Source organism: Glutamicibacter sp. AOP38-B1-38, assembly GCF_052377485.1.
Lineage (GTDB): Bacteria > Actinomycetota > Actinomycetes > Actinomycetales > Micrococcaceae > Glutamicibacter.
The window spans coordinates 24,836-48,947 of record NZ_JBQSWU010000017.1; the positions used below are offsets into that span (position 1 = coordinate 24,836).

19 protein-coding genes are annotated in these 24,112 nt (G+C 60.3%); 11 read left to right on the plus strand and 8 right to left on the minus strand.

Annotation, left to right across the window (positions count from 1 at the left end; all coding sequences use genetic code 11):
- Nucleotides 1–2 precede the first annotated feature (2 nt).
- The 4 genes from ACT3TP_RS11335 to ACT3TP_RS11350 are packed head-to-tail and all read left to right on the plus strand — an operon-like array spanning nucleotide 3 to nucleotide 3,083.
- Nucleotides 3–677: an alpha/beta hydrolase gene (locus ACT3TP_RS11335; RefSeq protein ID WP_444620615.1), complete on the plus strand. Its 675-nt coding sequence runs from the start codon at nucleotides 3–5 to the stop codon at nucleotides 675–677.
- A complete protein-coding gene (locus ACT3TP_RS11340) occupies nucleotides 674–1,579 on the plus strand; it encodes a carbohydrate kinase family protein (protein WP_444615418.1) in 906 nt (301 codons plus the stop codon). The genes ACT3TP_RS11335 and ACT3TP_RS11340 overlap by 4 nt, the downstream gene beginning before the upstream one ends.
- On the plus strand, nucleotides 1,576–2,370 hold the full coding sequence (locus ACT3TP_RS11345) for an HAD family hydrolase (protein ID WP_444615419.1): 795 nt from the start codon (nucleotides 1,576–1,578) through the stop codon (nucleotides 2,368–2,370). Before ACT3TP_RS11340 ends, ACT3TP_RS11345 begins: the two co-directional genes overlap by 4 nt.
- A complete protein-coding gene (locus ACT3TP_RS11350) occupies nucleotides 2,367–3,083 on the plus strand; it encodes a glycerophosphodiester phosphodiesterase family protein (RefSeq protein ID WP_444620616.1) in 717 nt (238 codons plus the stop codon). The genes ACT3TP_RS11345 and ACT3TP_RS11350 overlap by 4 nt, the downstream gene beginning before the upstream one ends.
- Here ACT3TP_RS11350 and ACT3TP_RS11355 read toward each other — a convergent pair.
- On the minus strand, nucleotides 3,080–4,369 hold the full coding sequence (locus ACT3TP_RS11355; RefSeq protein WP_444620617.1) for a mandelate racemase/muconate lactonizing enzyme family protein: 1,290 nt from the start codon (nucleotides 4,367–4,369) through the stop codon (nucleotides 3,080–3,082). The two genes, ACT3TP_RS11350 and ACT3TP_RS11355, sit on opposite strands and share 4 nt — an antisense overlap.
- 192 nt (nucleotides 4,370–4,561) lie before the next feature.
- On the opposite strand from ACT3TP_RS11355, the gene ACT3TP_RS11360 reads away from it, so the two are divergent.
- From ACT3TP_RS11360 to ACT3TP_RS11375, 4 genes are all read left to right on the plus strand, one after another.
- Nucleotides 4,562–5,488, plus strand: a complete 927-nt coding sequence (locus ACT3TP_RS11360; RefSeq protein ID WP_105554076.1) for a carbohydrate ABC transporter permease — start codon at nucleotides 4,562–4,564, stop codon at nucleotides 5,486–5,488.
- On the plus strand, nucleotides 5,481–6,455 hold the full coding sequence (locus ACT3TP_RS11365; protein WP_444620618.1) for a carbohydrate ABC transporter permease: 975 nt from the start codon (nucleotides 5,481–5,483) through the stop codon (nucleotides 6,453–6,455). Before ACT3TP_RS11360 ends, ACT3TP_RS11365 begins: the two co-directional genes overlap by 8 nt.
- Nucleotides 6,456–6,526: 71 nt before the next feature.
- Entirely contained in the window at nucleotides 6,527–7,882 is a 1,356-nt protein-coding gene (locus ACT3TP_RS11370) for a Gfo/Idh/MocA family protein (RefSeq protein WP_444620619.1), read from the plus strand.
- Between the two features lie 8 nt (nucleotides 7,883–7,890).
- Nucleotides 7,891–8,799, plus strand: coding sequence for an NAD-dependent epimerase/dehydratase family protein (locus ACT3TP_RS11375; protein ID WP_444620620.1), 909 nt, complete (start codon nucleotides 7,891–7,893; stop codon nucleotides 8,797–8,799).
- A 36-nt stretch (nucleotides 8,800–8,835) separates the two neighbouring features.
- On the opposite strand, the gene ACT3TP_RS11380 is transcribed toward ACT3TP_RS11375, so the two are convergent.
- The 5 genes from ACT3TP_RS11380 to ACT3TP_RS11400 are packed head-to-tail and all read right to left on the minus strand — an operon-like array spanning nucleotide 8,836 to nucleotide 15,436.
- Nucleotides 8,836–9,930 carry a M24 family metallopeptidase gene (locus tag ACT3TP_RS11380; protein WP_444615425.1) on the minus strand — a complete coding sequence of 365 codons (1,095 nt, stop codon included), beginning with the start codon at nucleotides 9,928–9,930 and terminating at the stop codon, nucleotides 8,836–8,838.
- A 28-nt stretch (nucleotides 9,931–9,958) separates the two neighbouring features.
- On the minus strand, nucleotides 9,959–12,064 hold the full coding sequence (locus ACT3TP_RS11385; protein WP_444615426.1) for a DUF6807 family protein: 2,106 nt from the start codon (nucleotides 12,062–12,064) through the stop codon (nucleotides 9,959–9,961).
- 47 nt (nucleotides 12,065–12,111) lie between these two features.
- On the minus strand, nucleotides 12,112–13,020 hold the full coding sequence (locus ACT3TP_RS11390) for a sugar phosphate isomerase/epimerase family protein (protein ID WP_444620621.1): 909 nt from the start codon (nucleotides 13,018–13,020) through the stop codon (nucleotides 12,112–12,114).
- Nucleotides 13,017–14,273: a dihydrodipicolinate synthase family protein gene (locus ACT3TP_RS11395; RefSeq protein ID WP_444620622.1), complete on the minus strand. Its 1,257-nt coding sequence runs from the start codon at nucleotides 14,271–14,273 to the stop codon at nucleotides 13,017–13,019. The genes ACT3TP_RS11390 and ACT3TP_RS11395 overlap by 4 nt, the downstream gene beginning before the upstream one ends.
- The gene (locus ACT3TP_RS11400; RefSeq protein WP_096282950.1) at nucleotides 14,270–15,436 is read right to left on the minus strand and encodes a Gfo/Idh/MocA family protein; all 1,167 of its coding nucleotides are present in this window, start codon (nucleotides 15,434–15,436) and stop codon (nucleotides 14,270–14,272) included. The genes ACT3TP_RS11395 and ACT3TP_RS11400 overlap by 4 nt, the downstream gene beginning before the upstream one ends.
- A 165-nt stretch (nucleotides 15,437–15,601) precedes the next feature.
- Between ACT3TP_RS11400 and ACT3TP_RS11405 the strand changes: the two genes are divergently transcribed.
- A complete protein-coding gene (locus ACT3TP_RS11405; protein WP_444615429.1) occupies nucleotides 15,602–16,591 on the plus strand; it encodes a LacI family DNA-binding transcriptional regulator in 990 nt (329 codons plus the stop codon).
- Between the two features lie 185 nt (nucleotides 16,592–16,776).
- Nucleotides 16,777–18,093: an ABC transporter substrate-binding protein gene (locus ACT3TP_RS11410; RefSeq protein WP_444620623.1), complete on the plus strand. Its 1,317-nt coding sequence runs from the start codon at nucleotides 16,777–16,779 to the stop codon at nucleotides 18,091–18,093.
- Nucleotides 18,094–18,156: 63 nt separating this feature from the next.
- On the opposite strand, the gene ACT3TP_RS11415 is transcribed toward ACT3TP_RS11410, so the two are convergent.
- Nucleotides 18,157–19,134, minus strand: a complete 978-nt coding sequence (locus tag ACT3TP_RS11415) for a hypothetical protein (RefSeq protein ID WP_444620624.1) — start codon at nucleotides 19,132–19,134, stop codon at nucleotides 18,157–18,159.
- Nucleotides 19,135–19,225: 91 nt separating this feature from the next.
- Here ACT3TP_RS11415 and ACT3TP_RS11420 point away from each other — a divergent pair, with 91 nt between their 5' ends.
- Nucleotides 19,226–22,405, plus strand: coding sequence for an HAD-IA family hydrolase (locus ACT3TP_RS11420; protein ID WP_444620625.1), 3,180 nt, complete (start codon nucleotides 19,226–19,228; stop codon nucleotides 22,403–22,405).
- Nucleotides 22,406–22,514: 109 nt separating this feature from the next.
- Here ACT3TP_RS11420 and ACT3TP_RS11425 read toward each other — a convergent pair whose 3' ends face one another.
- On the minus strand, nucleotides 22,515–23,921 hold the full coding sequence (locus tag ACT3TP_RS11425; protein WP_096282953.1) for a sugar porter family MFS transporter: 1,407 nt from the start codon (nucleotides 23,919–23,921) through the stop codon (nucleotides 22,515–22,517).
- Nucleotides 23,922–24,112 lie beyond the last annotated feature (191 nt).

Genomic DNA, 24,112 nt, shown 5'->3' on the forward strand with positions numbered 1-24,112 from the left:
CCATGCACTACGGGGCGCATCAGGACCAATGGCTGCGCTTCTACGCGCCGCAGGAGGCCACCGCGCGCGGTGCGGTGATGATCATCCACGGCGGATATTGGCGCGAAAAGTACACCGCACGGCTCGGCGAACCGCTGGCCATGGACCTGGCCGCCCGCGGTTTCCCCACCTACAACCTCGAATACCGGCGCGGGCCGGGCAGCGAAGCAAAGATGCTGGCCGATGCCCGGCTGGCGCTGGCCTTGATCAAGGAAGAAGGCCCGATCACCCTGATCGGGCATTCCGCCGGCGGGCACCTCGCGTGTCTGCTCGCCGCCCATGAGGAGCGGGTCAGCCAGGTGATTTCGCAGGCCGGCCTGCTCGATCTGCAGCTAGCCCGGACGCTGCGGCTGAGCAACGACGCGGTCAGCGAAATGCTCGGCGACTGTGATCTGTCCACGCTGAACCCCGTGGAATTATGGCCGATGGGGGCGCGTGTCGTAATCTTTCATGGACGGGCCGACGCGGATGTCCCGGTGAAAATTGCCCGGCGCGCGGCCGATCATGCGGCGGCACTCGGCCAACAGCACTCCTTGCGGATTTTTGATGGCGACCATTTCACTTGGATCGACCCGTGCAGCCACCAGTGGGAGGCGTGCGTCAAGGCGCTGTACCCGCTGCACTACAAAGGAGCATGATGAACCCGACGGTCATAGGCGAGGCGCTGGTCGACGTATTGGCCTCCGGAATTGCCCCGGCGCAAGAATTTGTGGGCGGAAGCCCGCTGAACGTTGCCGTCTCACTGGCCCGCCTAGGCTACCCGGGCACCCTGATCACGCGCTGGGGGCAGGACGAAAAGGGTGCAAAAATCGAACGCTTCCTGGCGGAGAACGAGGTCAAGTACCTCGGCGGCGCGGATGACGAGCCGACGGTTATCGCCCACGGAATCCTGGACCCCGCCGGGGGCGCGACCTTCGCGTTTAACGCCTTCTGGCAGATGCCGACCATCGGCCCCGAACTGGACCAGGACTCCGAGCTGGTGCACACCGGATCCATTGCCACGCTCTTCAGCCCCGACGAGCTGCTCCCCTTGCTGGCCGCAGCCCGGAGCCACGCCACCATCAGCTATGACCCGAACCTGCGCCCCTCGCTGGTGACCAACCACGCCCAAACGGTTGCCGAGGTGGAGCAATTCGTGGGCCAGGCGGATGTCGTGCGGGTTTCGGGGATCGACCTGAAATGGCTCTATCCGATGCGCTCGGTGCACGAGTCGGCCCGCGCCTGGCTGGCTATGGGTCCGGCGATCGTCGTGGCAACCGCCGGGTCGCGCGGCTCCTGGGGAGTGGTGCGCGCGGGCGAATCCGAACACACAGCACAGGCCGTCGAGGTCACGGACACCGTGGGCGCCGGGGACACCTTCACCGCGGCCCTGCTGTGCTGGCTGGCCGAACATGGGCTGATCGGCGCGTCCAATCGTGAAAAGCTGGCCCGGCTTGCGGTGGATCAGCTCGACCAGGCCCTGGATTTTGCCGCCCGCGCGGCGTCGGTCACCGTGGGACGCGCCGGCGCGAACCCGCCGAGCCGCGAGGAGCTTTCATGATCAAGCTGATCGCCTCGGATCTCGACGGAACCATCGTGGCGCGCGATGGCAGCATCAGCGACCGGACGCGCCGCGCCTTCCTGGACGCCCGCGAGGCCGGAATTCATATCGTCTTCGTTACCGGCCGCCCGTTCCGCTGGCTCACCCCCATCATCGAGGCCTTCGGCGGGATGGGGACGGTGATCTGTTCCAATGGGGCCGTGCTCTATGACCTGGAGCAAGACCGCGTCATCTGGTCCCGCACGCTCAGCTCGGCCACCGCCAGGGCGGCGGCCGAAATTATTCTGAAGCATGAACCGAACGCCGCCTTTGCGGCCGAGACCACTCGCGGATTGCACCTGGGCGAAAACTTTGCCGAACGCCACCGGACCCTTGGCAGCCAGTCGGTAATGGATCTAAACTCAGAAGCCATCGACCAGGAGGGGATCGTGAAGTTTTTGGCCCGCTCCAAAACTCTGCCCATCGATGAGTTCTACGCTGCCGTCGCCCCGGAACTGGAAAAGCTTCTGTCGGTCACCCACTCCGCATTCGATGTTTCGCTGCTGGAAATGGCCCATGTCGACATCCACAAGGCCACCACTCTCGATGTGTACTGCCGCGAGCTGGGCATAACCGCCGATGAAGTCATGGCCTTTGGGGATATGCCCAACGACCTGGAGATGCTCGAATACGCAGGCCACGGCTATGCGATGGCCTCCGGCCACCCGCTGGCCTTGGCCACCGCGCAGCACACCGCGGACACCCTCGAGGCCGACGGAGTCGCGCAGGTCATCGAGGATCTGCTGAAATGACCTACGCGTTCACGCACCGCGGCGTCCGGCGGGACGGCGAAGAGAATACGCTGATCGCCTTCCAGCGCGCGTGGGACCTGGGCATTACCCACTTGGAAACGGATGTGCGAGCCTCCAGGGACGGCACCGTTTACGCCTTCCACGACCAGAGCCTGGACCGGGTGACCGATGCCACCGGGCCGCTGGGCGAGCGTACCGACGAAGAACTTGCTTCGGTGCGTGCAGGCGGGCAGCCGTTGTGCACGCTCGCCGAATTATTGCGCAGTTTCCCCGATGCGCTGGTGAATGTCGATGTCAAGGACGAGGCGGTGATCGCGCCGCTTGCGCTTTTGATCGAAGAGCTGGGCTGCCACCGGCAGATCGCCTTGGCATCATTTGATAGCTCGCGCAGTGCCGCGGTGCAGCATCTCATTGCTACCGAAATGAAACGTTCCCCCGGTATTCGTGAGACGGCGTTGATCTGGTTGTGCGCCATGGTTTTCGGCCGCGTGCCCAAGCGGCTCATTAGGGATTTCTGGGCCGTGCAGGTGCCCCTTAAATACGGATTTCTGCCGGTGGTTACCTCGCGTTTTATCCGTGCGGTGCACGGCGCGCGGGTGCAGGTTCATGTGTGGGTCATCAATGATGAGCCGACCATGCGAATGCTGATCGAGAAGAACGTGGATGCAATTATTAGCGATGAGGCCGAACTGCTGGTCAAGGTGCTCGGTTAGTTCAGCAACACGCGTTTGACCAGATACTTCTCCAGAACCTGCACATCTGGTTCGAATCCCAGGCCGGGGGCTTGCGGCAGCGGGATCGCTCCGTACTCAGTCATGGCAGATTGATGCGGAGCGTGCAGCGGGTGCAAGGTTTGCTCCCATCTGACAAACGGAATCTCCAACTCTGGAAGCGGCGTCCCGTTGGTGAGAACCTGGGGTGGATCGAGGGCCAGAATTTGAGCGCTCGCAAGCAACGCAGGCCCGTAATAGAAGTTGTGCGGCACCACCGGAACGCCGAGCCGCTTGCCCGCCTGGCGGATCTCAAGCATTCCCGAGATTCCACCGATTTTGCCGACGCTCGGTTGCGCAAAGCTGAGCGCTTTGGACTCCATGGCTGAGATGAGCCCGGCAACTCCCGAGTGATTCTCCCCGGCGGAGATGTTCGCGAAGCGGGCGTTGAGCTCACGAAGCGCCGTCCTGGAATCGGGGGGAAAGATGGGTTCCTCAACCCAGAGCAGATCGAGTGCTTCAAACTGTGCGATCGCCTGCGTGGCGCTATCCAGATCCCAAGCGCAGTTGACGTCGACCATAAGCGCCGAACTGCCAATGCTCTGGCGGGCTGCCGCGATGGCCTCGCGGGTGCGTTCATGCAGTTTGAAGGCCGTAAATCCCAGGCTTTGCGCCTGCTTCACGTGGGATGAAACTTCATCCGGATCTTCGGCGTAATGCACCAGAGAGGCGTAGGCGTGGATCTGGTCGCGTGCGCCGGGCTCAATGTATTCACGCAAAGTCGCTCCGGCTTGTTGTGCTTCGAGGTCCCACAATGCGATGTCCATAGCCGAGAGCGCGTAATGCACCGGTCCGGTCCGCCCAAAGGCATGAAATGCATACTCGGCCGCGGGCATGGAATTGGCGATCCCGGTTTCTTGGCCGATAAAAAATGGGCCGACAATCTCTTGCAGCGCCGCCCATGTGGCGGGGTTCGATTTGTGGCCAAAGGCTTCACCCCATCCGGTAAGCCCGTTTTTGGTACTGACCTTGACCATCAGGGATTCCATGTGGGTGAAATTTCGCGACGATGCATTGAACGTATCGATTGATTCCACATCGGAATCTTCGAGTTCTTGGCGCCCGGCCTCGAAAGGCATGGAGATCAGAAGCAGTTCAATAGACTGAATGTAATCCTTTAAGTTCTCGTTGACTTGAGTCAATGCATCAATCTTTCGTTTTCTCTGGGGTATTTTCCGGCTTGGCAGGGTGCGGGGCGTGAGCCTTTGGTGAATTGTGGAACCGTTCAATGAATTGCTGCACCCAATGTGGTTGACCTCACGTTGGTTTTTAGTTTAGCGTGGGGGAATACGCTTTGGAAAGCGCATTCCTAACTATTAGTTATTCAGCTTCTCTAGGAAGCATCAAACCGAGGAGTCAGCCATGTTGGTCCACACTCGCCAGGGGTCCCAACGCACCCCTTCGAACGAGGGCGTTGGTCAATGAGTGCCATTGCTGAATTATCAAGACTTAGCAAAACCAAAGGCCGCAAGGCTCCCGCCAAAGACAACAAGGCCGGCCACCTCTTCTTGCTGCCGTGGACTATCGGGCTATTCCTGATCACGCTGGGCCCGATGGCAATGTCCCTGTACTTGTCATTCACGGACTACAACCTCTTGCAGGCCCCGGAATTCGTCGGCATGGACAACATCGAACGGATGTTCAGCGACGATCGGCTGCACAATTCGCTGCGCGTGACGTTTACCTATGTACTCGTCGGCGTTCCGCTCCAGCTCGGCGTCGCGCTCGGCGTCGCCATGCTGTTGGATCGCGGAATGCGCGGGTTGTCCTTCTACCGCTCGATCTTCTACCTGCCCTCGATGCTCGGCTCATCCGTAGCCATCGCGGTGCTATGGAAGCAGATCTTTGGAACTACCGGGCTGGTTAACCAGCTCCTGGGACTCGTGGGCATCGAAGGCATGGGCTGGATCTCCGATCCGAGCACTTCACTGAGCAGCCTCATCCTGCTCAACGTGTGGACCTTCGGCTCGCCGATGGTGATCTTCCTGGCGGGTCTGCGCCAGATCCCTGCGATGTACTACGAAGCCGCGTCGATCGACGGGGCCACCAAATGGCGCCAATTTGTCAGCATCACTCTTCCGATGCTGAGCCCGATCATTTTCTTCAACCTCGTACTGCAGGTGATTGGCGCCTTCCAGAACTTCACTCAGGCATTCATCGTCTCCAATGGTTCTGGCGGACCGGCGGATTCAACAATGTTCTTTACCTTGTATCTCTACCAGCAGGGCTTCAAGCAGTTCGATATGGGCTACGCCTCCGCGATGGCTTGGCTATTGGTCCTGATCGTCGGTGGTTTCACAGCACTGAACTTCTTCGTTTCTAAGTATTGGGTGTTCTACGATGACTAATCAGACTTCAACTTCGCGCGAGGAACTAGACGCGAATAAATTGACGGCACTTGACGAAGAAGCGCTGTTCGGGGGTCGACCTCCCCTGGGCGGAACCGATTCCAAGGGGAAAAAAGTCAAGGGCCACCGCCCCAGCGCACGAACCCGTGCACGTGCGATCATCAAGCACACCATTTTGATTCTGGCCGCGCTGATCATGATCTACCCGCTGCTCTGGATGATTGCCAGTTCCTTCAGGCCCAACGATCTGATCTTCCGCGAAGCCGGTCTGGTGATCTCGAGCGTGGAATGGGACAACTATCCCAACGGTTGGAGCGCACTGTCGGAACCATTCAGCAAATACCTGATGAACTCGGCCATCGTCGTGCTCGGTTGCATCCTAGGAAATCTGGTTTCTTGTTCGATGGCGGCCTATGCCTTCGCCCGCCTGGAGTTCAAGTTCAAGAAGATCATGTTCGTGCTCATGCTGATGACCATCATGCTTCCCATTCACGTCATCATCGTTCCGCAGTACATCATGTTCTCGCAGATCGGTTGGGTCAACACCTTCTGGCCTATCATCGTTCCGAAACTGCTAGCCACGGACGCATTTTTCATCTTCTTGATGATTCAGTTCATCCGCGGCATTCCCAAGGACATGGATGAAGCCGCGCGCATCGATGGCGCGGGCCACCCACGCATCTTCTTGCAGGTCATCTTGCCATTGATGGTGCCGGCACTGGCCACCACCGCGATCTTCACCTTCATCTGGACCTGGAGCGACTTCTTCACCTCGCTGATCTACCTGACAAATCCAAGTAACTACACGGTCCAGGTGGCGTTGAATGCCTTCATCGACTCGACCGGCGAATCAAACTGGGGAGCGTTGTTCGCAATGTCGATCATTACCCTCGTACCGGTTTTCCTGGCCTTCCTCTTCGGCCAGAAGTTCCTGATCAAGGGCATCGCCACTACCGGCATCAAATAACCACCAGGGATGGACTCGGTTGAAACGTCCGAGCCCATCCCTGGTCAACGATTTCTTAAGGACCCACCCAGATGACTGCACCTAGCCGCACCCGGAACGTACTAATCGGCACCGGAAACCGTTGCGAAATGTACCTCACGGCGATCCTGGGCGAGCACAGTGACGTCGCCGAACTCGTGGCATTATCCGATCCAAACCCCGGACGGATCGAGTACTACCAGGACGTTGTGGAGCAGACTTTCGGGCAGAGCCTGGATGCTTTTGATCCGGCGCAACTGGCCGACTATGTTGCCGAGCATGCGATTGACCGGGTGATTATCACCAGCCCGGACTACACCCACGCGGATCTTGTTTGCGCCGCGCTCCATGCCGGGGCCGATGTGATTGTTGAAAAGCCGCTGACCGTCGATGCTGCAAGCACCACGCGTATCGCGACGGCGGTTGCGGAAACCGGCCGGGAAGTCATCGTCACCTTTAACTACCGCTACTCACCGCGCAATACCGCGTTGAAGAAGGCCATCGATGACGGATTAATCGGCGAGGTAACCTCCATCGACTTCAGTTGGGTGCTCGACACCGTGCATGGTGCGGACTATTTCCGCCGCTGGCACCGGATCAAGGAGAACTCCGGCGGTCTGCTGGTGCATAAATCAAGTCACCATTTCGACCTTGTGAACTGGTGGCTGTCCGATACCCCGCAACGGGTCTTTGCGGCCGGCGGGTTGAAATTCTACGGTCCGGATAATGCCGCGCGGCGCGGACAGCAGGCCAGCGAACGTGGAACCCACGAACACAGCGAGGCAGAACCCTTCGACCTGGATCTACGCAGTGACAGTCGCCTGGAGAAGTTGTACTTGGATAGCGAACATCATGACGGATACCGCCGCGACCAAGGAGTATTCGCAGGCGAGATCACCATTGAGGACAATCTGGCGTTGACGGTGGAGTATGAAGGTGGTCCGGTGCTGTCCTACTCTCTGAATGCGCACAGCCCCTGGGAGGGGTACCGGGTGGCAGTCAATGGCACCGCGGGACGCCTGGAATTGGATGTGGTCGAGCGAGCAGCGGTGCTTCCTGCCGCAGGGGGAAATCCCGTGGATCCGTCCTTCTCGGACGACGGACAGAATACCGCGGGGCGCTCCAAGGGGGAGAAGCTTGTCCTCCAGCGTCACTGGGGGCCGGCCGAGGAATTGGAAATCATCAACGGGGAAGGTTCGCACGGCGGCGGGGACGCACTTCTGCTGGAGGAACTCTTCCGCGGCAGCACAGTCGACAGGTATTCACGGCAGGCCGGGTTCCTGGATGGAGCGCGAGCTATCGCCGTGGGAATCTGCGGCAATCAATCTCTGGAATCTGGTCAAGCAGTAGATGTAGATCATGCTGGACTTGGTGTTAATTTATCCCTCGTGGAACAGGTTCAGGTGTAATCGGAAAAATGAGCGAGAAAGTTATTATCACTGGCGGTTCAGGCCGTCTAGGCCGCGCTGTCGTAGCCGGTTTTGCCCACGCGGGGCACCATGTTGTGGCCTTGGACCGAACCCTTCCCGAGGCGCCTCTGGACGGTGTCGACTACCGAAGCGTGGACCTCTTGGATGCCGCAGCCACTTGTGCATTGTTCAAGGAAGTTACCCCGCAGGCGGTAGTCTCCCTAGCGGCCATGGCGGTGCCCTTTATGGCGCCGGAGGAAGTGCTGCTGCACACCAACGCAACGATCGCTCACAACGTCACCTCAGCCGCCGTGGAATCCGGGGCAACCCGCGTGGTCCTAGCCTCCAGTCCATCGATCATGGGCTACGGATCCCCAGGCGGCTGGAAGCCTGGCAAGCTGCCGCTGGACGAGACCGAAACCCCGCGCCCGTGGCACGCATACGGTCTTTCCAAATACGTTGCCGAACAGATCGGGGCAATGTTCGCCGCAAAGATGGGCCCAGCAAGCACGGTCAAGTTCGCTTCCTTCCGGCCTTGCTATGTCATTGCCGAAGAGGAATGGGCTGGTGCCACAACGCAGCAGGGACACACCGTGGCCGAACGCTTGGCCGATCCTAAACTTTCGGCTCCGGCGTTGTTCAACTACGTGGACGCCCGGGATGTCACGGATTTTCTGCTCTTGCTGCTGGAACGCTTTGACCGAGTGGAGAATGGTTCGGTCTTCTTTGTGGGGGCCAAGGACGCCATGGCTACTTCCCCATTGTCGGAGCTTCTCCCGGAAATCTATCCAGAGCTGGCTGAACTGGCGGCCAACCTGACCGGGGATTCTCCGGCTTTCAGTATCGAGAAGGCTCGAAGCGTCATCGGCTGGGAGCCAAAGCGCAGCTGGAGAACCGAATTGAAACATCAGGTCTAACCGGTCTAGCGGGGGCTCACTTCCTGCTCTGCGGTTTCAGCGCGCCAACACTGCGGGGCGATCCAAATTGCCTACCCGAATCACCGGCCACCGGGGATCGACGCTGAGTACTTCCACGGTTGGCTTACCGCCATGCTCGATGAGCAGGACGGTATCCTCAACTTTAAAGGTCATTGCGTCCTGTACCGCACTGGGATTCCACGCGTAAGCCTGATTCGCGCGGATGAGGTCGGTAGCATCTGGGGTCAGGCGAGGGTCTCTGCCGTTGTAACCGGCAATCCCACCTTGGTGATGGTTCTGCCATTCTTGGGGATCGAAACCATGCAGAGGATACGCGGCCTGAACGACGGGGAGCATCGATCTTAGTTCGGTGCCCGGTTGCAAGGATCTGAAAATCTCGTGCTCCACCTGAAGGATCGCGTGCTCTGCTTCCAGCTCTCCGGGCAACGGGTCGCCAAAACGGACCCACCGGGTGACATTGGCGATCAATCCACTGCGGCGAACGCAGAGTACCGCCATGGCTTTGCGCCCAAGCAGGGCCTTTGTGGGCAGGGGGTGACGGAATGCCGAGCGAGAATCCCCGCAGACCAATGCCACGAGCACTTCGCCGCCGAGGCTGATTGCTGCAGCACTGAGCCTGGCGGCAATATCCCGTTCGGAGTCTTCGGGGCTCGCCTCGCCGAGCACTTGCGTGAAAATACCGGCGACAGCCACACAGAGACCTCGGTACCTGCTGACCTCGGCGTCGCTTAGAACGCTACGCAAGCCGCGCAGCTGCACCTCAACTCGGGCCTCGGACAAGACCTCCAGTCCACGCACCTCTGGATACCATGCCGCATAGTCGTCGAGGGGCTCGTACCAGTCCAGGGCGTGCAATCGGGCCCCGGGGACTCCGTCCAGTTCTTCGGCAAGCAAGCGGTCCGCTTCGCTCAGCGGGGTGGCGATCTCACAACCTTTCCGGTGCACCAACACACGCAGGACCGGAGGACCCGCCAGCGAAACATGGGTTCGAGCGCCGGCTAGGTACCACGACAGCGAAGCAGCGGTGGATAACAAGATAGCGTCCGCACCCAGCTCGTCGAGCAGATCTACCAGCTGGGCATGTTTGAGGTTATATTCATTGAGGGGCATACTTCTCCTGCCGAGATGGAATAGGAAGTTATTCTTGACTGAACGTTTCGGCCAGCTGGGCACTTTGCTGCTTGGTGAGTGCTCCATCAACGACCAGAATCCGAACCTTGCGGCTGGCCAAGGCTCTCGGCTCCAGAATCACCGGGCTATCCCACGCCAGCGATGCTCCGATGCCGGGATATCCCGAGTACCGAACAAACCATGGGTCATTCGCCGTGGAACAGAAGATGAGCGTTGCGGCCCCATGGCCCAGGTCGCGGGAATTCAATCCCACCGAATCGGCGGAAAAAACTGCGCTAAACGCCAGCCAATCACTGGTGGAGCCATGCACGGCCGATTCACCGGAGGCATTTGCCGTATAGATTTCGCCCCGATGCACGGCCGGCAGGCGCCAGAAGAATCCGCCATAGCCGCCCTGGTCCCGCCCGTTGGAACCAGGAGACCCCAGCGATACCTGCTGGTCGCGCGCCTGCAGGGCAAACTCAAAGTCCAATGACCAGCCTCGGATTTGCAACCGTTCAAAAGCCTCGGCTCGAACGGTACGGTGTTCATCAAGGAGCACTTGTCCATGGTGGTCAACCCATTCAAGATGTGAAGTAACAGCGGAATTGGATTCGTTGAATTCCTCGCAGACGGCGCGAATGTGCCCATGGTCAGCTTTCCAGAGATAACGCCCAGCGGAGCGCGTGTAGGTTCGTCCGCCCCAGAAATTGGTTCCATTGACATCCTGCAGCGCGACTCCCAGACCGAGATGCCAGGTGTGGTCCAGGGGTTGCTGGTCACTGACGGTGACACCGTCGAGCGTGCGCAGCTGATCAAGGAATGGGCGTGGTGAGTTTGTCGGGGCAATGTCCGTTCCGGTGCGTAGCCTCGCAACCTCCACGGGATCGCCACTTATCGGATGGGCGATCTGGAGTGTTCCGCTAGTGGGTGCCGGCTTGGCCCACGGGGCTCCTAGGGAAGAGAACGCAGTTTGCGCGGCCACCGCGCGGTCAATGAACTTCTCGATGTCCGGAACCACCGGATGATATTCTCCATCTTCGCCTACGCCATAAACATCGCTGCGGCAGATCGCTTGCGGATCGGGTGAGGTCCGCACCTGTTCGAGGACTTTCATGAACGCTCCGGCATTTTCCACGGGGCACAGCAGTTTTGGCGCTGCGCCGCTTCGCACATCCACAAGATTTTCGAGCAGGTTAACTCGACCGAAGCTGCGGATATATTCTTCACCGCCGAGATCCGGGTTGGGGCGAACCACCAGCTCGTCTCGTGTGTAGTACAGGGTTGCTTGGCCTTCGGTCCCGTAGACGGTGACCCACGGGTCGCGTTGCTCGGCCGCGCACACGGTTAATGCGGCAGTCACCGGGATCCCCTTCACCGTGCGCAGGCAGAGCACCGAGGTGTCATCGGCTTCGATATCATGGGCGCGGTAAAGCTCGGTGGAAAGTTCGGCGACATCCTCGGCTCGGCGTGCCCCGGCAATGTGCAGGGCACTCATCACCGCGTGGGCCAACGGATTGGTGATGACCCCGTCGGCAATGTGGATGCCATCCAGGACTCGGTGGCCGGCCCAAGGCGCCCGATCATAGTACCCCTGAGTGCGCAGCCAGGTACCGGAGGCACCGACAGCGCGCAACTCGCCGATGGGTGAATCACGCGCATCATCAACAAAAAACTCCTCGAGAGCCTCTAAAGCCAAGGAGCCAACTGCCTGAAAACCGACCTGCACCCGGGCTCCGGCCTCCCGGGCAGCAGAAAGCAGTTCCTGGTATTGCGCGAAGGTAGCCGTAGGAGGCTTCTCCAGGTACAGATCGGCGCCGGTCACAAGTGCCTTGAGTGCCAGTTCATGGTGGGTGTTGATTGGCGTCGAAACAATGATGATATCCGGGCTGATACCGGCGTCGATCAGCGCATCAAGGGAAGCGAATATGGGGGTATCTTCACCGCGGATGTCCGGCCCCGGATCGTCGGGGCCGGCACCGGCCACAAAATTGGCTTTGCCCAGTGCAACGAGGCGGTGGATGTTCAGCAGGTGCTGGCGTCCGAACCCGTTCAGCCCTACTAGCGCGATCCCCGGTACTCTGAGATCCGGCGCATTCGTTGTCGTGGCACCTTGCTGCGAAGAGTCGGTCATACCCGTCCTTGGTTAATGTCGTTGACTAAGTGAAATAGGGATACGAGCTAGTTGGCCGCACTCGCCGGAAGCACCCCGGAAGCTTCATTGAGGTGCGGGAGCACTAGCTGCTCGTAACGCTCTTTCATGGTGCGAATGGTCAGCGCCGCGGCTTGATTATTAACTTGTTCGTTGAAGATCTCCACCTCAACGGGACCGCGGTATCCGGCTTGGGCGACCCAGCGGGAGATGGAAGCGAACTCAATGTATCCATCGCCCATCATGCCCCGTGACTGCAGGGCATCGCGGGCGATCGGGAGGTTGAAGTCGCAGATCTGGTAGCTTGCTAGTCGTCCCTCGTGGCCGGCCCGCTGAATTTGAGCTTGAAGCTGGGGATCCCAGAATACGTGGAAGGTATCCACCACGACACCCACGGTCGAAGTCGGGTAGGGAGTGGCCAAGTCCAAGGCCTGGCCCAAGGTGGAGAGCACCGCGCGGTCGACCACGTACATGGGGTGCAGGGCTTCGAGAACCAGCCGCACGCCATGTTCGGCGGCGTAGGGAACCAATTCCCCCAGGGCCTTGGCGACGCGGTCGCGGGCCGCAACAATGTTTTTGTCGGCCCTGTCCCCCTGGCCACCGAGGATATGCGCGGCGGCGGGAAGCCCGCCCACAACCATGATCAGCTCGTTGGCTCCGATGATGGCAGCCTCGCGGATCGCCTCGCGGTTCGATTCCAACGCTTCGCTTCGCCCCGCAGCCGAATTGCTGGTCAGGAAACCGCCGCGGCACAGCGTGCTTGCCTTCAACCCGGCGCCGCCGATGATCTTCGCCGCCGGTTCTGCCCCGCCCACGTCGCTAATGAGGTGGCGCCAGGGACCAATATGGCTCAGGCCCGCCTCGGCCGCTGCCTGCACTGCTTCGCGCAGATTCAGCTGAGGGGTCGTGCCGGTGTTCAGTGCCAGTTCGAAGCTCATGCGACTCCAGTCAGAGTTGGGACGGGGGAGAACACGCCATTAATTTCCAATAGCTGTTTCAGGCGTTCAGCGGCTAGCTCGGGATTCAGCAACAGACCGGCCTGATCGGCCAGGACAAACGTGCGCACCAGATGCAGAATCGAGCGGCCGGCATGCAGTCCGCCGACCATTTGGAAACCGGCTTGGTGCCCGTTGAGCCAGGAAAGGAAGGCAATTCCGGTCTTGTAGTAGAACGTCGGTGCGGAAAAAATATGCAGTCCCAGATCCCGAGTGGAATCCAGGATGGTGCGTGCCCGCTGTCCATCTCCCGCATCGAAGGCCTGCAGCGCGGTCGAGGCCGCCGGGTAGATTGCAGCGAAGATGCCTAGCAGGGCATCGGAGTGCCTGGTGCCGTCGCCTTGGATAAGTTCCGGGTAGTTGAAGTCGTCACCGGTGTAGAGACGGACACCCTGTGGCAGCCGTGCGCGCAAATACTTTTCATGCTCGGCATCCAAAAGCGAAACCTTGACGCCATCGATCTTGGCCGCATGGTTCTCCACCAGGCTGGCGAAGGTGGCGGTTGCCGTCTCGATATCGGTGTCCCCCCAGTAGCCAGCCAGCGCTGGATCAAACATTTCTCCGAGCCAATGCAGAATCACCGGTTCGGTGGCGGCCTCCAGCAGGGTGCCGTAGACGTTCAGGTAGTCTTCGGACGATTCGGCGGCGCGGACCAGCGCCCGCGAACACATCAAAATGACCTTCGCCCCGGACTCTTCTACGAGTCCCAGCATCTCCAAATAGGCGTCTGTGACCCGGGCCAAGTCGCCGGCCTGCACACTGAGCGGATCCAGCTGGTCGGTGCCGACTCCGCAGGCCAGCAGGTCACGCACGCTACGCCCGGTCAGCGCCGGATAGTTATTGCTGGCAACTACCCTTGCCGCTTCGGCGGCGGAACGTTGAATGAGTTCCCTGGTCGCCGCGTAGTCCAAGCCCATGCCACGTTGAGCGGTGTCCATGGCATCGGCGACGCCTAAACCGTAGGACCACAGTTCGTGGCGGTAAGCCAAGGTTGCTTCCCAGTCCAAGGCGGCCGGTGCCCCCGGAGTGTTATCGGCGGTCATCAGCGGAATTACGTGGGCCGCAGCGTAGACCTTACGTGTGCTGATCGGTGCGGAGGGGCGGCGAAAATCGCCGGGGCCGGAGAGCGTGTAGCTGTAGGGTTCCCCGTGCTCGTTGGGCAGGATGATCGTCGGTTGTGCTTGTTGCTGGCTCACAGGGTGATCTCCGGGATGTCGATGGTGCGCCGTTCGGCGCTGGACTGCAGGCCCAACTCGGCAAGCTGCACGCCACGAGCGGCCGACAGCAAGCCGTAGCGGTGTTCGCGGCCGGCCACGACATCGGCCAGGAATTCTTCCCACTGCAATTTGAACCCGTTGTCCAGATCCGCGTTGGCTGGCACTTCCAGCCATTGATCGCGGAAGGATTCGGTGACCGGAAGGTCCGGGTTCCAGACCGGCTTGGGTGTGTTGGCTCGCTGTTGGGCGACGCATTTGTTCAGACCTGCCACCGCGGATCCGTGAGTTCCGTCGATCTGGAACTCAACGAGCTCGTCGCGATAGACACGCACCGCCCAGGAGGAGTTGATCTGGGCAACAACTTGATCTCCGGCAGGAGTTTCAAGTTCAAAGATTCCGTAGGCGGCGTCATCCGCGGTTGCCTCGTAGGGCGCACCCTTTTCATCCCACCGGGTGGGGATGTGTGTTGCGGTTTTGGAGGTAACTGATTTGACCTTGCCGATGATGCCTTCGAGGACGTAGTTCCAGTGGCAGTACATGTCCGTGGTCATCGATCCGCCATCGGCCAGCCGGTAGTTCCAAGACGGACGTTGGGCTTCCTGGATTTCGCCTTCGAAGACCCAGTAACCGAATTCTCCGCGCAGGGACAGGATCCGGCCAAAGAAGCCCTCGTCGACAAGCCGGCGCAGTTTGACCAAGCCTGGCAGATACAACTTGTCGTGCACTACGCCGGCGGTAATGCCCTTGCTCTTGGCTTGGCGCGCCAGGTCTACCGCTTCGGTAAGGGTTTCGGCGGTCGGTTTTTCGGTGAAGATGTGCTTACCGGCTGTGATGGCCTTGGACAGGGTGTCGTAGCGTAGCGACGTCATCGAGGCGTCGAAGACGATGTCGACGGAGCCGTCGTTGATTAGCGAGTCGAGGTCGGTGGAGTAGTGCTCAACGTTGTGGAGCTGGGCCAGTTCCTTGAGTTTCGCCTCGTTGCGGCCAACGAGAATTGGCTCGACGGTCACCTTGGAACCGTCGGGCAAGGTAATTCCTCCCTGATCACGGATCGGCAGGATGGAGCGGAGCAGATGCTGCCGATAGCCCATGCGGCCGGTGATGCCACTCATGGCGATGCGAAGTACTCGTGGTTCTGTCATGGGGGTGCTCCTCGTGCAAGGGATTGTTTAAGAAAGGAAATGGGAATGCGCTTTCCACGATAGTGTTGCCCAATTAGTGTGTCAACCATCTCCGTTCAGGGAGATAAGCTTGTTCAAAATTGCAATGGGTGATAAGGATTTCATGTGGCTATTCGACTAACTGACGTGGCTAATGAAGCCGGAGTTTCATTGGCAACCGCATCGCGCGTACTGAACGGGTCGGCGCGCAAGCCTGCCGAGGAAATCTCCCTCCGAGTTCGTGCGGCGGCAGAGAAATTGGGTTATTTCCCCAACGCACAGGCGCAAGCGCTTGCCCGATCCTCGACAAAGCTGGTGGGCCTCGTGGTACACGACATTGCCGACCCGTATTTCTCGTCCATTGCACGCGGGGTGCAGCGCGGGCTGGACGCCAGTGGCATCCAACTGCTGCTGACCAGTACTGGCGCGGAACATGACCGGGAAATAGCTGCCGTTCGCGCCTTCATGTCACACCGGACCGACGCTATTATCATCTCGGGAACCCGGCGCTTGAGCGGTGATCAGGAGCTCATGGAATTGCTGGAAAGCTACCAGAGCAATGGTGGCCAAGTGGCGATGATTGGGCAAACCTTTCCCGCAACGGGCGGAATTCAGGTCGATAACGCCGGGACCGCAAGCGACCTGGCCGGGGAACTGCTCAAGGCCGGTCATCGCCGTTTTGTCGTTTTGGCCGGCGACCCGAACTTGGTGACCGCGAAACATCGTGCCGACGGGTTTGTGTCCAAGCTTGAGCGCTCCGGCGTGCCGGTTGAGGAAGTGCTCCACGGAGCTTTCTCGCGCGAGGGGGGTTATTTGGTCATGAGCGACTACTTGCGACGGTATCAATCCACCGAATACACCGATCCGGTCTGTGTCTTCTGCGTATCTGACGTCATGGCACTGGGGGCGATTCGCGCAATTCGCGAGCACGGCTTGCGGATTCCCGGCGATATTGCGATTGCCGGCTTCGACGACATCCCAACGCTGATTGATGTCACCCCGTCGGTGTCTACCGCCCGCCTGCCGCTCGAAGAAATGGGCCGCATGGCCGGCGAGATGGTTCTTACGCATAGCGATTCGAAGCTGCTGGTCGTTTCGGGAACCCCGGTTTTGCGGGAAAGCACCGGGAATCGCTGATCCGTCGATACCTTTTTGGAATCATTCGATTCAAAGGTGTCATCGACATATTCCCACTTCGACCTTGACTCGTGAGCTGAATCACATCTAGATTACTTGGGAAGCGCTTTCCATTCGCGTCGGCGCACAGATGTCTCGACACTGAGTAAACCCTCGCGAGTTCTCGCCCATCCAAGGAGGAGCCCATGAACAATCAACAACGGTCCGAAGGCATGCGTCGCATTGCCGGTCAACGACTAACCAAGTCCCTTGCCATAGCTGCGGTCGCAGCGCTGGCATTGACGGGGTGCGGCGGAGGTGGGAACGCGGCTGACAGCGCCGATGGAAAGGTGAGTTTGCGATTCGCCTGGTGGGGTTCGGACTCAAGGGCGCAGGCTACCAATGAGATCATCGAGGCCTTCGAGGCAGAGAATCCAAATATCGACGTTCAGGGCGAGTATTCGGACTGGAGTGGATATTGGGACAAGCTCGCTACCCAAGTTGCCTCGAATGATGCCCCGGATATTATCCAGATGGACGACAAGTACCTTCGCGAATACGCCGACCGTGGCGCCCTTCTCGATCTTGACGGTGTTGACGTCTCCAACTTTGAAGAGGTTTCCGTTTCCAACGGCACTACCGAAGATGGGTTGGTAGGCATCACGACGGGAATTAACTCGTTTACGTTGACCGCAAACCCCAAGGTTTTGAAGGAAGCTGGGCTGGATATCCCGGACGACAAGACTTGGACGTGGGACGATTATCGCGAAATCACCAAAACCGTTAGCGAAAAAGCCGAAGGGAAATACGGTTCCGAGGCGCCGAATGAACCCGCTGGATTGCAGTCCTGGCTGAGGCAATCCGATAAGCATTTAACCACTGAATCCGGAGAGCTTGGTTTGACCGTTGAGGATCTTGCCGGCTATTTCCAGCACCACCAGGACTTGTTGGACAGTGGATCCTATCCAGTGGCCTCGGTTCTAGCCGAGAATCAGAATGCCGGGCCTGATCGTTCCATGACCGGCACCGGTACGTCGGCCTTTGGCATGTGGTGGAGTAACCAGCTCGGCTCGCTTTCCGCAGCGGCCGGTGTTGATCTGGTGCCCCTGCGCCTGCCTAGCTCCACGGGCGAAGCCGAAGACAACGGGCTTTGGTACAAGTCATCGATGATGATGTCCGGGTACAGCAAGTCCAAGCATCCCGAAGAGGTCAAGAAGTTCATTGACTTCATGGTGAACTCCGAAGAAGCTGGCGAGCTGAACAAAATGGACCGCGGGCTGCCGGCCAACACGGAGATTCGCGACTTGGTAGTGTCCGACCTTGAGCCAATCGAGGCCGCTTCAGCGGAGTTCGTCACCGGAATTGAAAGTGAGCTGGCAGGGTCTGAACCAATTCCACCAATGGGATTCAGCAAGATCCAAGACATTTTGTACCGCTACGAGATGGAAATCTTCTTCAAGCGGCAGTCGCCGCAAGATGCGGCAACCAACGCGTTGAACGAGATGCGCTCTGCCGTTGAATAGCAAACACATGATTTGATCTGAATATAAGCTTGGCGGGGAATATTTAATTCCCCGCCAGGCTTTTTAGTTTATAAACAGGGTGTCCAAGACTGATGCGGCGTTTTCCTGCAGATGCTCATCGTCCGCGTCAAGCAGGAGCCGCAACCAAGTCTCATGCTGGGATAGCGGAGCCACTAGGCATGCGGGGGCGACTAAGCCATAGAGCTCGTCGGGGCTACCGTATGCGGCGAACTCACCTAGGTAGGCGCCCAGGGCACGCATCACGCGCTTGTCGTCGGTCCGGCATTTCCACGACTGGGTCATTGCCGCCAGTGGGGCCGCCAGCGAGGAAAACGGATGAGCCCAGTGGGCCGTCGCAAAGTTCGTGATCCGCGCATGCTGGCCCTTTTCCGAGGGCACCACCGTCTGCGCCAAATCGAAGGCGCCATGTTCCAGGCTCAGCGGGATGGGACCGCGATGCAAGGCTTCGCAGGCGTCGGAAAGGGTCTTTAATTGGCCGTGCAAAGCGTCGGCCTGTTGCGGGTCCAAATGCAACGGATGGTTTGCCTCGAGAGACACATGCATGGTCAATGCCTGCTCGAACTGTTCTGGGAGGAACTGCGGATCCACCACCGGCATGCCGACGTCGAAGAAGGCCTCTTCGTTGCCCATCAAAGCCACCTGGAAGGAGCCCAGTGAGGCAAGCGCCAGCTGCCAGTTCTCCGCGCTGTCGCCCAAATCCGCCAGGGTATGGCCAAAATCGGGGGAGAGCATATAGCCGGCCATGCGGTCGATTGCCAGCGGCATCACCACGCGTTCGGGCTGCAGTCCGCCGGCGGTGATCGTCACCGCAGCTTCGGCTGCCAGTCCCGGCGCGTTCGCCTTAAACACCAGCTCGGCCGCGTCGGTCCCTACCAGCGCCGAAACCTGGTCCAAGGATGCCGGCCAAAAATCCGGGCCCGCGACACGCTCGATGCCGTAGGCGGAGCAGGCCTCATCGATCCAATTGGCGGCAGACTCACGCCATTGTTCGCTATTCCATTCATCTATCCACTGAGCCACAATCCTAATCGTAGTATGTCGATGCAAGCGAGATCACTTGCTACCGTTGGGTCTACGGCCAATAATTGCTCCTCGACGAAGGATTTCGATCGTGAACGCTGCACGCCCGACGTACCGCCACCGTGATTTCAAGGCCGTCCTTTTTGATTTGGATGGAGTTCTCACACCTACCGCGCTATTGCACCGTGCGGCATGGAAAGAGTTGTTTACCGGATTTTTCGCCCAAGAACACCCGGGCGTGCCGCCTTATGCCGACCCGGATTATTTCGAACTGCTCGACGGCAGGCCACGCTATGAGGGCGTCGGTGCCGTGCTCGAATCCCGGGGGATAGCGCTGCCCTGGGGAGATCCGAATGACCCTGCGGGGTACACCTCGGTGTGCGCGCTGGGAAATCTGAAGAATTCGGTTTTCACCGCGGTGCTGGAGCGCGATGGGATTGCGCCCTATTCCGGGTCTAGCAACTACCTGCAGCAGGTGCTGGAGGCAGGTCTGGATGTTGCAGTGGTCTCCTCATCACGCAACGCCCGCTCGGTGCTGGAAGCCGCGGGATTGGCTGGGTTCTTCAACACCATCATGGGCGGGCACGAGGCAGCGGCACGCGAGCTGCCTGGCAAGCCGTCGCCCGCCACGTTCTTGGCTACCGCCAAGGACCTAGGCTGGCGCCCCGAAGAGTGCGTGGTCGTCGAGGATGCCAGCAGCGGCGTGCAAGCCGCCCGTGAGGGCGGCTTCATGGTCGTCGGGGTGGCACGTGAAGACAATGAGCAACAGCTATTGGATGCTGGTGCGCACTTCGTGGTCCAGGACCTCAGCGAGCTGGTGTCCGCCTCCGCGGTGCAGGCCTGGAACTTTGACCCCTGGTCCATCACCCGCGAAGCCGAACGCGATGAGACGGGCGCCCAGGACACGGTCTTCGCTCTGGGCAACGGCTTCCTTGGCGCTCATTCGGCACAGGTGGGACTGGGCGAGCAAGTTGCCGGGACGTTCCTCAACGGGTTGCACGAAACGTGGCAGATCCGCCACGCGGAAAGCGCGTTCGGGCTGGCCGAAACCGGGCAGACGATGATCAGCGCCCCAGATTTCCGGACCCTGCGGGTGTTCATCAACGACGAGGCGCTGGAGGTGGGGCGAACCGAGATGCTCCGCGATGACTTGCGCTTGGACTTCCGCGAAGGCACGTTGATTTCGCGGACCCTGTGGCGCACCGCGGAAGGCCATCGGGTGGCGGTCACGGCACGGACCATGATCTCCTTCAGCGACCGGCACCTAGCCCTCCAAGACCTGCATGTGCGCCTGCTCGACGGGCCGGCTCATGTGCTGATCCAGTCCTCGGTGATCGGCTATCGCTCCGAACCGGAGGTATCCTCCCCGGCCGATCTCGACTCGGGCCAGGACCCGCGCAAGTCCGAGGAGTCCTCGGATAATCCCTTGCACCCGGCCGGCCACATCGAGGAAGGACCCCGCCTCGGGCTTTCCTACACCGTGGCGGGTTCCAATATGTCCGTGTCGGCAGTCGTGGAACACCTGGTGAATACCACCGGTGGTGCCAGCTCCCAGATCCATACCGAGCGTTCGGCTAAGCCTGATCGCGCCGATGAGGTCTCCAGCGCGAACCTCGAAGCGGGCCAGGGGCTGCGCGTGGCCAAGTTCGCGGCCTACCACTCCTCGCGCCGCCATCCGGCCAAAGAAATGCTGCAGCGTTCAAGCCGCGCGCTGAATCATCTGGTGCCCCGAGGGATCGACGAGCACTTCCGTGCACAGCGCGCATTTATGAAGGATTACTGGCAGCGCAGCGACGTTTTGGTGGACAGCGACGATCCGAGCCTGCAACGCAAGATCCGTTGGAATCTCTTCCAGCTTGCCCAGGCCTCGGCCCGAGCCGACGGTTTAGGAATCAGTGCCAAGGGGGTTAGCGGCAACGGATATTCCGGACACTACTTCTGGGACACCGAAATCTATGTGCTGCCGTTTTTGACCTACACGAACCAGCAGTGGGCCAGAAATACGCTCCGCGCGCGGATCTCGATGATCCCGGCGGCGACGCGCCGGGCTCGCATCATGAACGAGGAGGGGCTGCTCTTTCCTTGGCGCACCATTAACGGTGAGGAAGCCAGCGCGTACTACCCGGCGGGTACCGCGCAATATCACATCAACGCCGACGTGGTGTATTCGCTCAACCGCTATCTCGACGCCGCCTGCGACGACGAGTTCCTCGAGGCAGGCGCCGCAGAAATTCTGGTCGGCACCGCCCGGATGTGGGCGTCTTTGGGTTTCTGGCGCGACTCAGGGGAACAGCGCAGCTTCCACATTCACGGGGTGACCGGCCCGGATGAATACACCGCGGTGGTCAACGACAACACCTACACCAATGTGATGGCGCGCTTTAACCTGCGCCGTTCGGCGCAGCTGCTAGGCGAGCTAGCCGCCCGGCGCCCGCAGTTCTATGCCGAGCTGGCCGAGCGGATGGGACTAGACTCAGCGGAGATCTCCACCTGGCAGCTGGCGGCCGAACGAATCCATATCCCGTATTCGAAAGCCGTGGGAATCCACCCGCAGGACGAGCATTTCCTCAATCGCGAGGTCTGGGATCTTGAGGCCAGCGGACCGGATAAACGTCCGCTGCTGCTGCACTACCACCCATTGGTGATCTACCGCTTCCAGGTCATCAAGCAGGCCGATACGGTGCTGGCGCTATGGCTGCGCTCCAGCGATTTCACCGCCGAGCAGAAACTCGCCAATTTCAACTACTACGACCCATTGACCACCGGAGACTCGTCGCTTTCGGCCACCGTGCAGTCAATCCTTGCGGCCGAGGTCGGCTATCGGGATCTGGCCTTCGACTACTTCGAACATGCGTTGAATGTCGACCTTGAAAACCTCCACGGAAATACCGCCGACGGGGTGCATGTGGCGTCCACCGGTGGGGTGTGGGCCGCGCTGGTCAATGGCTTCGCCGGGCTGCGCGACGATGACCAGCGGTTGCATTTCGACCCGCGGCTGCCCGAGCGCTTCAGATCCCTGCGCTTCCAGCTGGCCTATAACGGTTCGGTGATCAAGGTGCTGCTCGACGCCAGCGGAATCGAATTCTCCCTCACCGGCCAGGGCCCGCAAAGCCTCTGGGTGCGCGGGGAGGAGATCGTGCTGCAGAGCGGCCAGCGCCACCGGGTGGCCCTGCGCGATCAGGGGCCGCAGCTCTCCGGGCGTCCGAGCCTGGAGCATGTGCTCTCGCTGCAACGTGAAGCCGGCGTCGAGGTGCCCAACAAGCCCTGGTAGCCAAAGCGGATCGTGCGCGGAGGGCTGCCGGCCCGCACAATAAAAAAGTCGTCGGGTGGACACCGCATGGTGTCCACCCGACGACTTTTGCCCCGGAGGAGTTCTTATCCTAGAGGGTCATTTCCTCGAGCTGGCGTCCCTTGGTTTCCTTGACCAGGAAGATCACGAAGATCAGCGAAAGCAGTGCGAAGAACGCGTAGATGCCGTAGGCCAACGCCAAGCCTGCCTCGGCGAGGGCCGGGAAGGTGGTGGAGACGGCGAAGTTGGCGATCCACTGGGCGGAGGCGGCAACGCCGAGCGCCAGCGCACGGATGGAGTTCGGGAAGATTTCGCCGAGCAGCACCCAGACGGCAGGTCCCCAGGTCGCGCCGAAGCCAACCACGAACAGGTTCGCGGAGACCAGCGCCACGATGCCCCAGCTGCCGGGCAGAGAAACTGCGCCGTCGATGGTGACCGACTGGGCGAAGGCGATGGCCATCATGCCCAATGACACGGTCATGATGGACGAGCCGATCATCAGCAGCAGCTTGCGGCCGAGCACGTCGATCAGCAGCACCGCAACGATCGTGGCCACCACGTTGGTGATCGAGGTGATCAGCGAGATGGTGAAGGAATCGGATTCGGCAAAGCCGACGGACTTCCACAGCGTCGTGGAGTAGTAGAAGATCACGTTGATGCCGACGAACTGCTGGAAGACCGAGAGCAGGATGCCCACCCAGACCAGCGGGTGGAAGCCGAAGCGTCCGAGCAGATCCTTGAACACCTGGCGGCGCTCGACGTGGACGGTGGTGCGGATTTCTTCGATCTTGGCTTCGGTCTCGGCCCCCGGGAGCATGCCCATATCGCGGGTCAGTACGGTAGCCGCCTCGACGTAGCGGCCACGCTCGACCAGATAGCGAGGGGATTCCGGCAGGCGCATGGCCAGCACGCCATAGAGGATTGCCGGGATGGCCAGCGAGAGGTACATCCAGCGCCAGGCCGAAAGGCCGAACCAGCCGATGGCGTCGGCCGAACCCATCACGAAGACCAGCAGCGCGCTGACCAGGAAGGCCACGAAGATACCGAGCACGATGGCCATCTGCTGCATGGAGCCCAGGCGTCCGCGGTGCTTGGCGGGGGATACCTCGGCAATGTAGGCCGGGGCGATCACCGAGGCGAAGCCGACGCCGATGCCGCCGACGATGCGCCAGATGATGAGGTCAAACGCGCCGACGCACAATCCGCAGCCCAGCGCGGAGATCAGCAGCATCGCGGAGGCGATCACCATGGTGCGTACGCGTCCGATGCGTTCGGAGACCATTCCGGCGATCCAGGCGCCGAGCGCAGCGCCAAGCAGGGCGCAGGAAACGGTGAAACCGATGGTCAGCGCGTTGAGCCCGAATTCGTGCTCGACAGCGTCCACGGTGCCGTTAACGATTGATGAGTCATATCCAAAAACGAACCCACCCAGGGCAGCGCCGAGGGCGATCAGGATGAGTCGAGCGGATATCTTTCCGTCAGATGTAGTCGCAGTCACAAGGAGCCATGCTATCGGATTGGGCTGGGGCGCAAAACATTTCCAGCGGGTTTTATGGCCGTGCGGGCCGCCGGTTCATGCGAGCTCGGCCATAATTTGGAAAGAATCCTTACAATAGGCGTTCGGGCGGTGCGGGGATCCGCGCAACCCAGCCCCGAAATCCCGCGCAAATCGGACGAGGCGCCGACGCC

What these genes read in the sequence shown, in the direction of transcription:
- ACT3TP_RS11400 (WP_096282950.1), bottom strand. Translation starts at nt 15,436, where the DNA reads ATGACAGAACCACGAGTACTTCGCATCGCCATGAGTGGCATCACCGGC.
- ACT3TP_RS11335 (WP_444620615.1), top strand. Translation starts at nt 3, where the DNA reads ATGCACTACGGGGCGCATCAGGACCAATGGCTGCGCTTCTACGCGCCG.
- ACT3TP_RS11410 (WP_444620623.1), top strand. Translation starts at nt 16,777, where the DNA reads ATGAACAATCAACAACGGTCCGAAGGCATGCGTCGCATTGCCGGTCAA.
- ACT3TP_RS11350 (WP_444620616.1), top strand. Translation starts at nt 2,367, where the DNA reads ATGACCTACGCGTTCACGCACCGCGGCGTCCGGCGGGACGGCGAAGAG.
- ACT3TP_RS11370 (WP_444620619.1), top strand. Translation starts at nt 6,527, where the DNA reads ATGACTGCACCTAGCCGCACCCGGAACGTACTAATCGGCACCGGAAAC.
- ACT3TP_RS11365 (WP_444620618.1), top strand. Translation starts at nt 5,481, where the DNA reads ATGACTAATCAGACTTCAACTTCGCGCGAGGAACTAGACGCGAATAAA.
- ACT3TP_RS11390 (WP_444620621.1), bottom strand. Translation starts at nt 13,020, where the DNA reads ATGAGCTTCGAACTGGCACTGAACACCGGCACGACCCCTCAGCTGAAT.
- ACT3TP_RS11345 (WP_444615419.1), top strand. Translation starts at nt 1,576, where the DNA reads ATGATCAAGCTGATCGCCTCGGATCTCGACGGAACCATCGTGGCGCGC.
- ACT3TP_RS11385 (WP_444615426.1), bottom strand. Translation starts at nt 12,064, where the DNA reads ATGACCGACTCTTCGCAGCAAGGTGCCACGACAACGAATGCGCCGGAT.
- ACT3TP_RS11375 (WP_444620620.1), top strand. Translation starts at nt 7,891, where the DNA reads ATGAGCGAGAAAGTTATTATCACTGGCGGTTCAGGCCGTCTAGGCCGC.
- ACT3TP_RS11340 (WP_444615418.1), top strand. Translation starts at nt 674, where the DNA reads ATGATGAACCCGACGGTCATAGGCGAGGCGCTGGTCGACGTATTGGCC.
- ACT3TP_RS11380 (WP_444615425.1), bottom strand. Translation starts at nt 9,930, where the DNA reads ATGCCCCTCAATGAATATAACCTCAAACATGCCCAGCTGGTAGATCTG.
- ACT3TP_RS11360 (WP_105554076.1), top strand. Translation starts at nt 4,562, where the DNA reads ATGAGTGCCATTGCTGAATTATCAAGACTTAGCAAAACCAAAGGCCGC.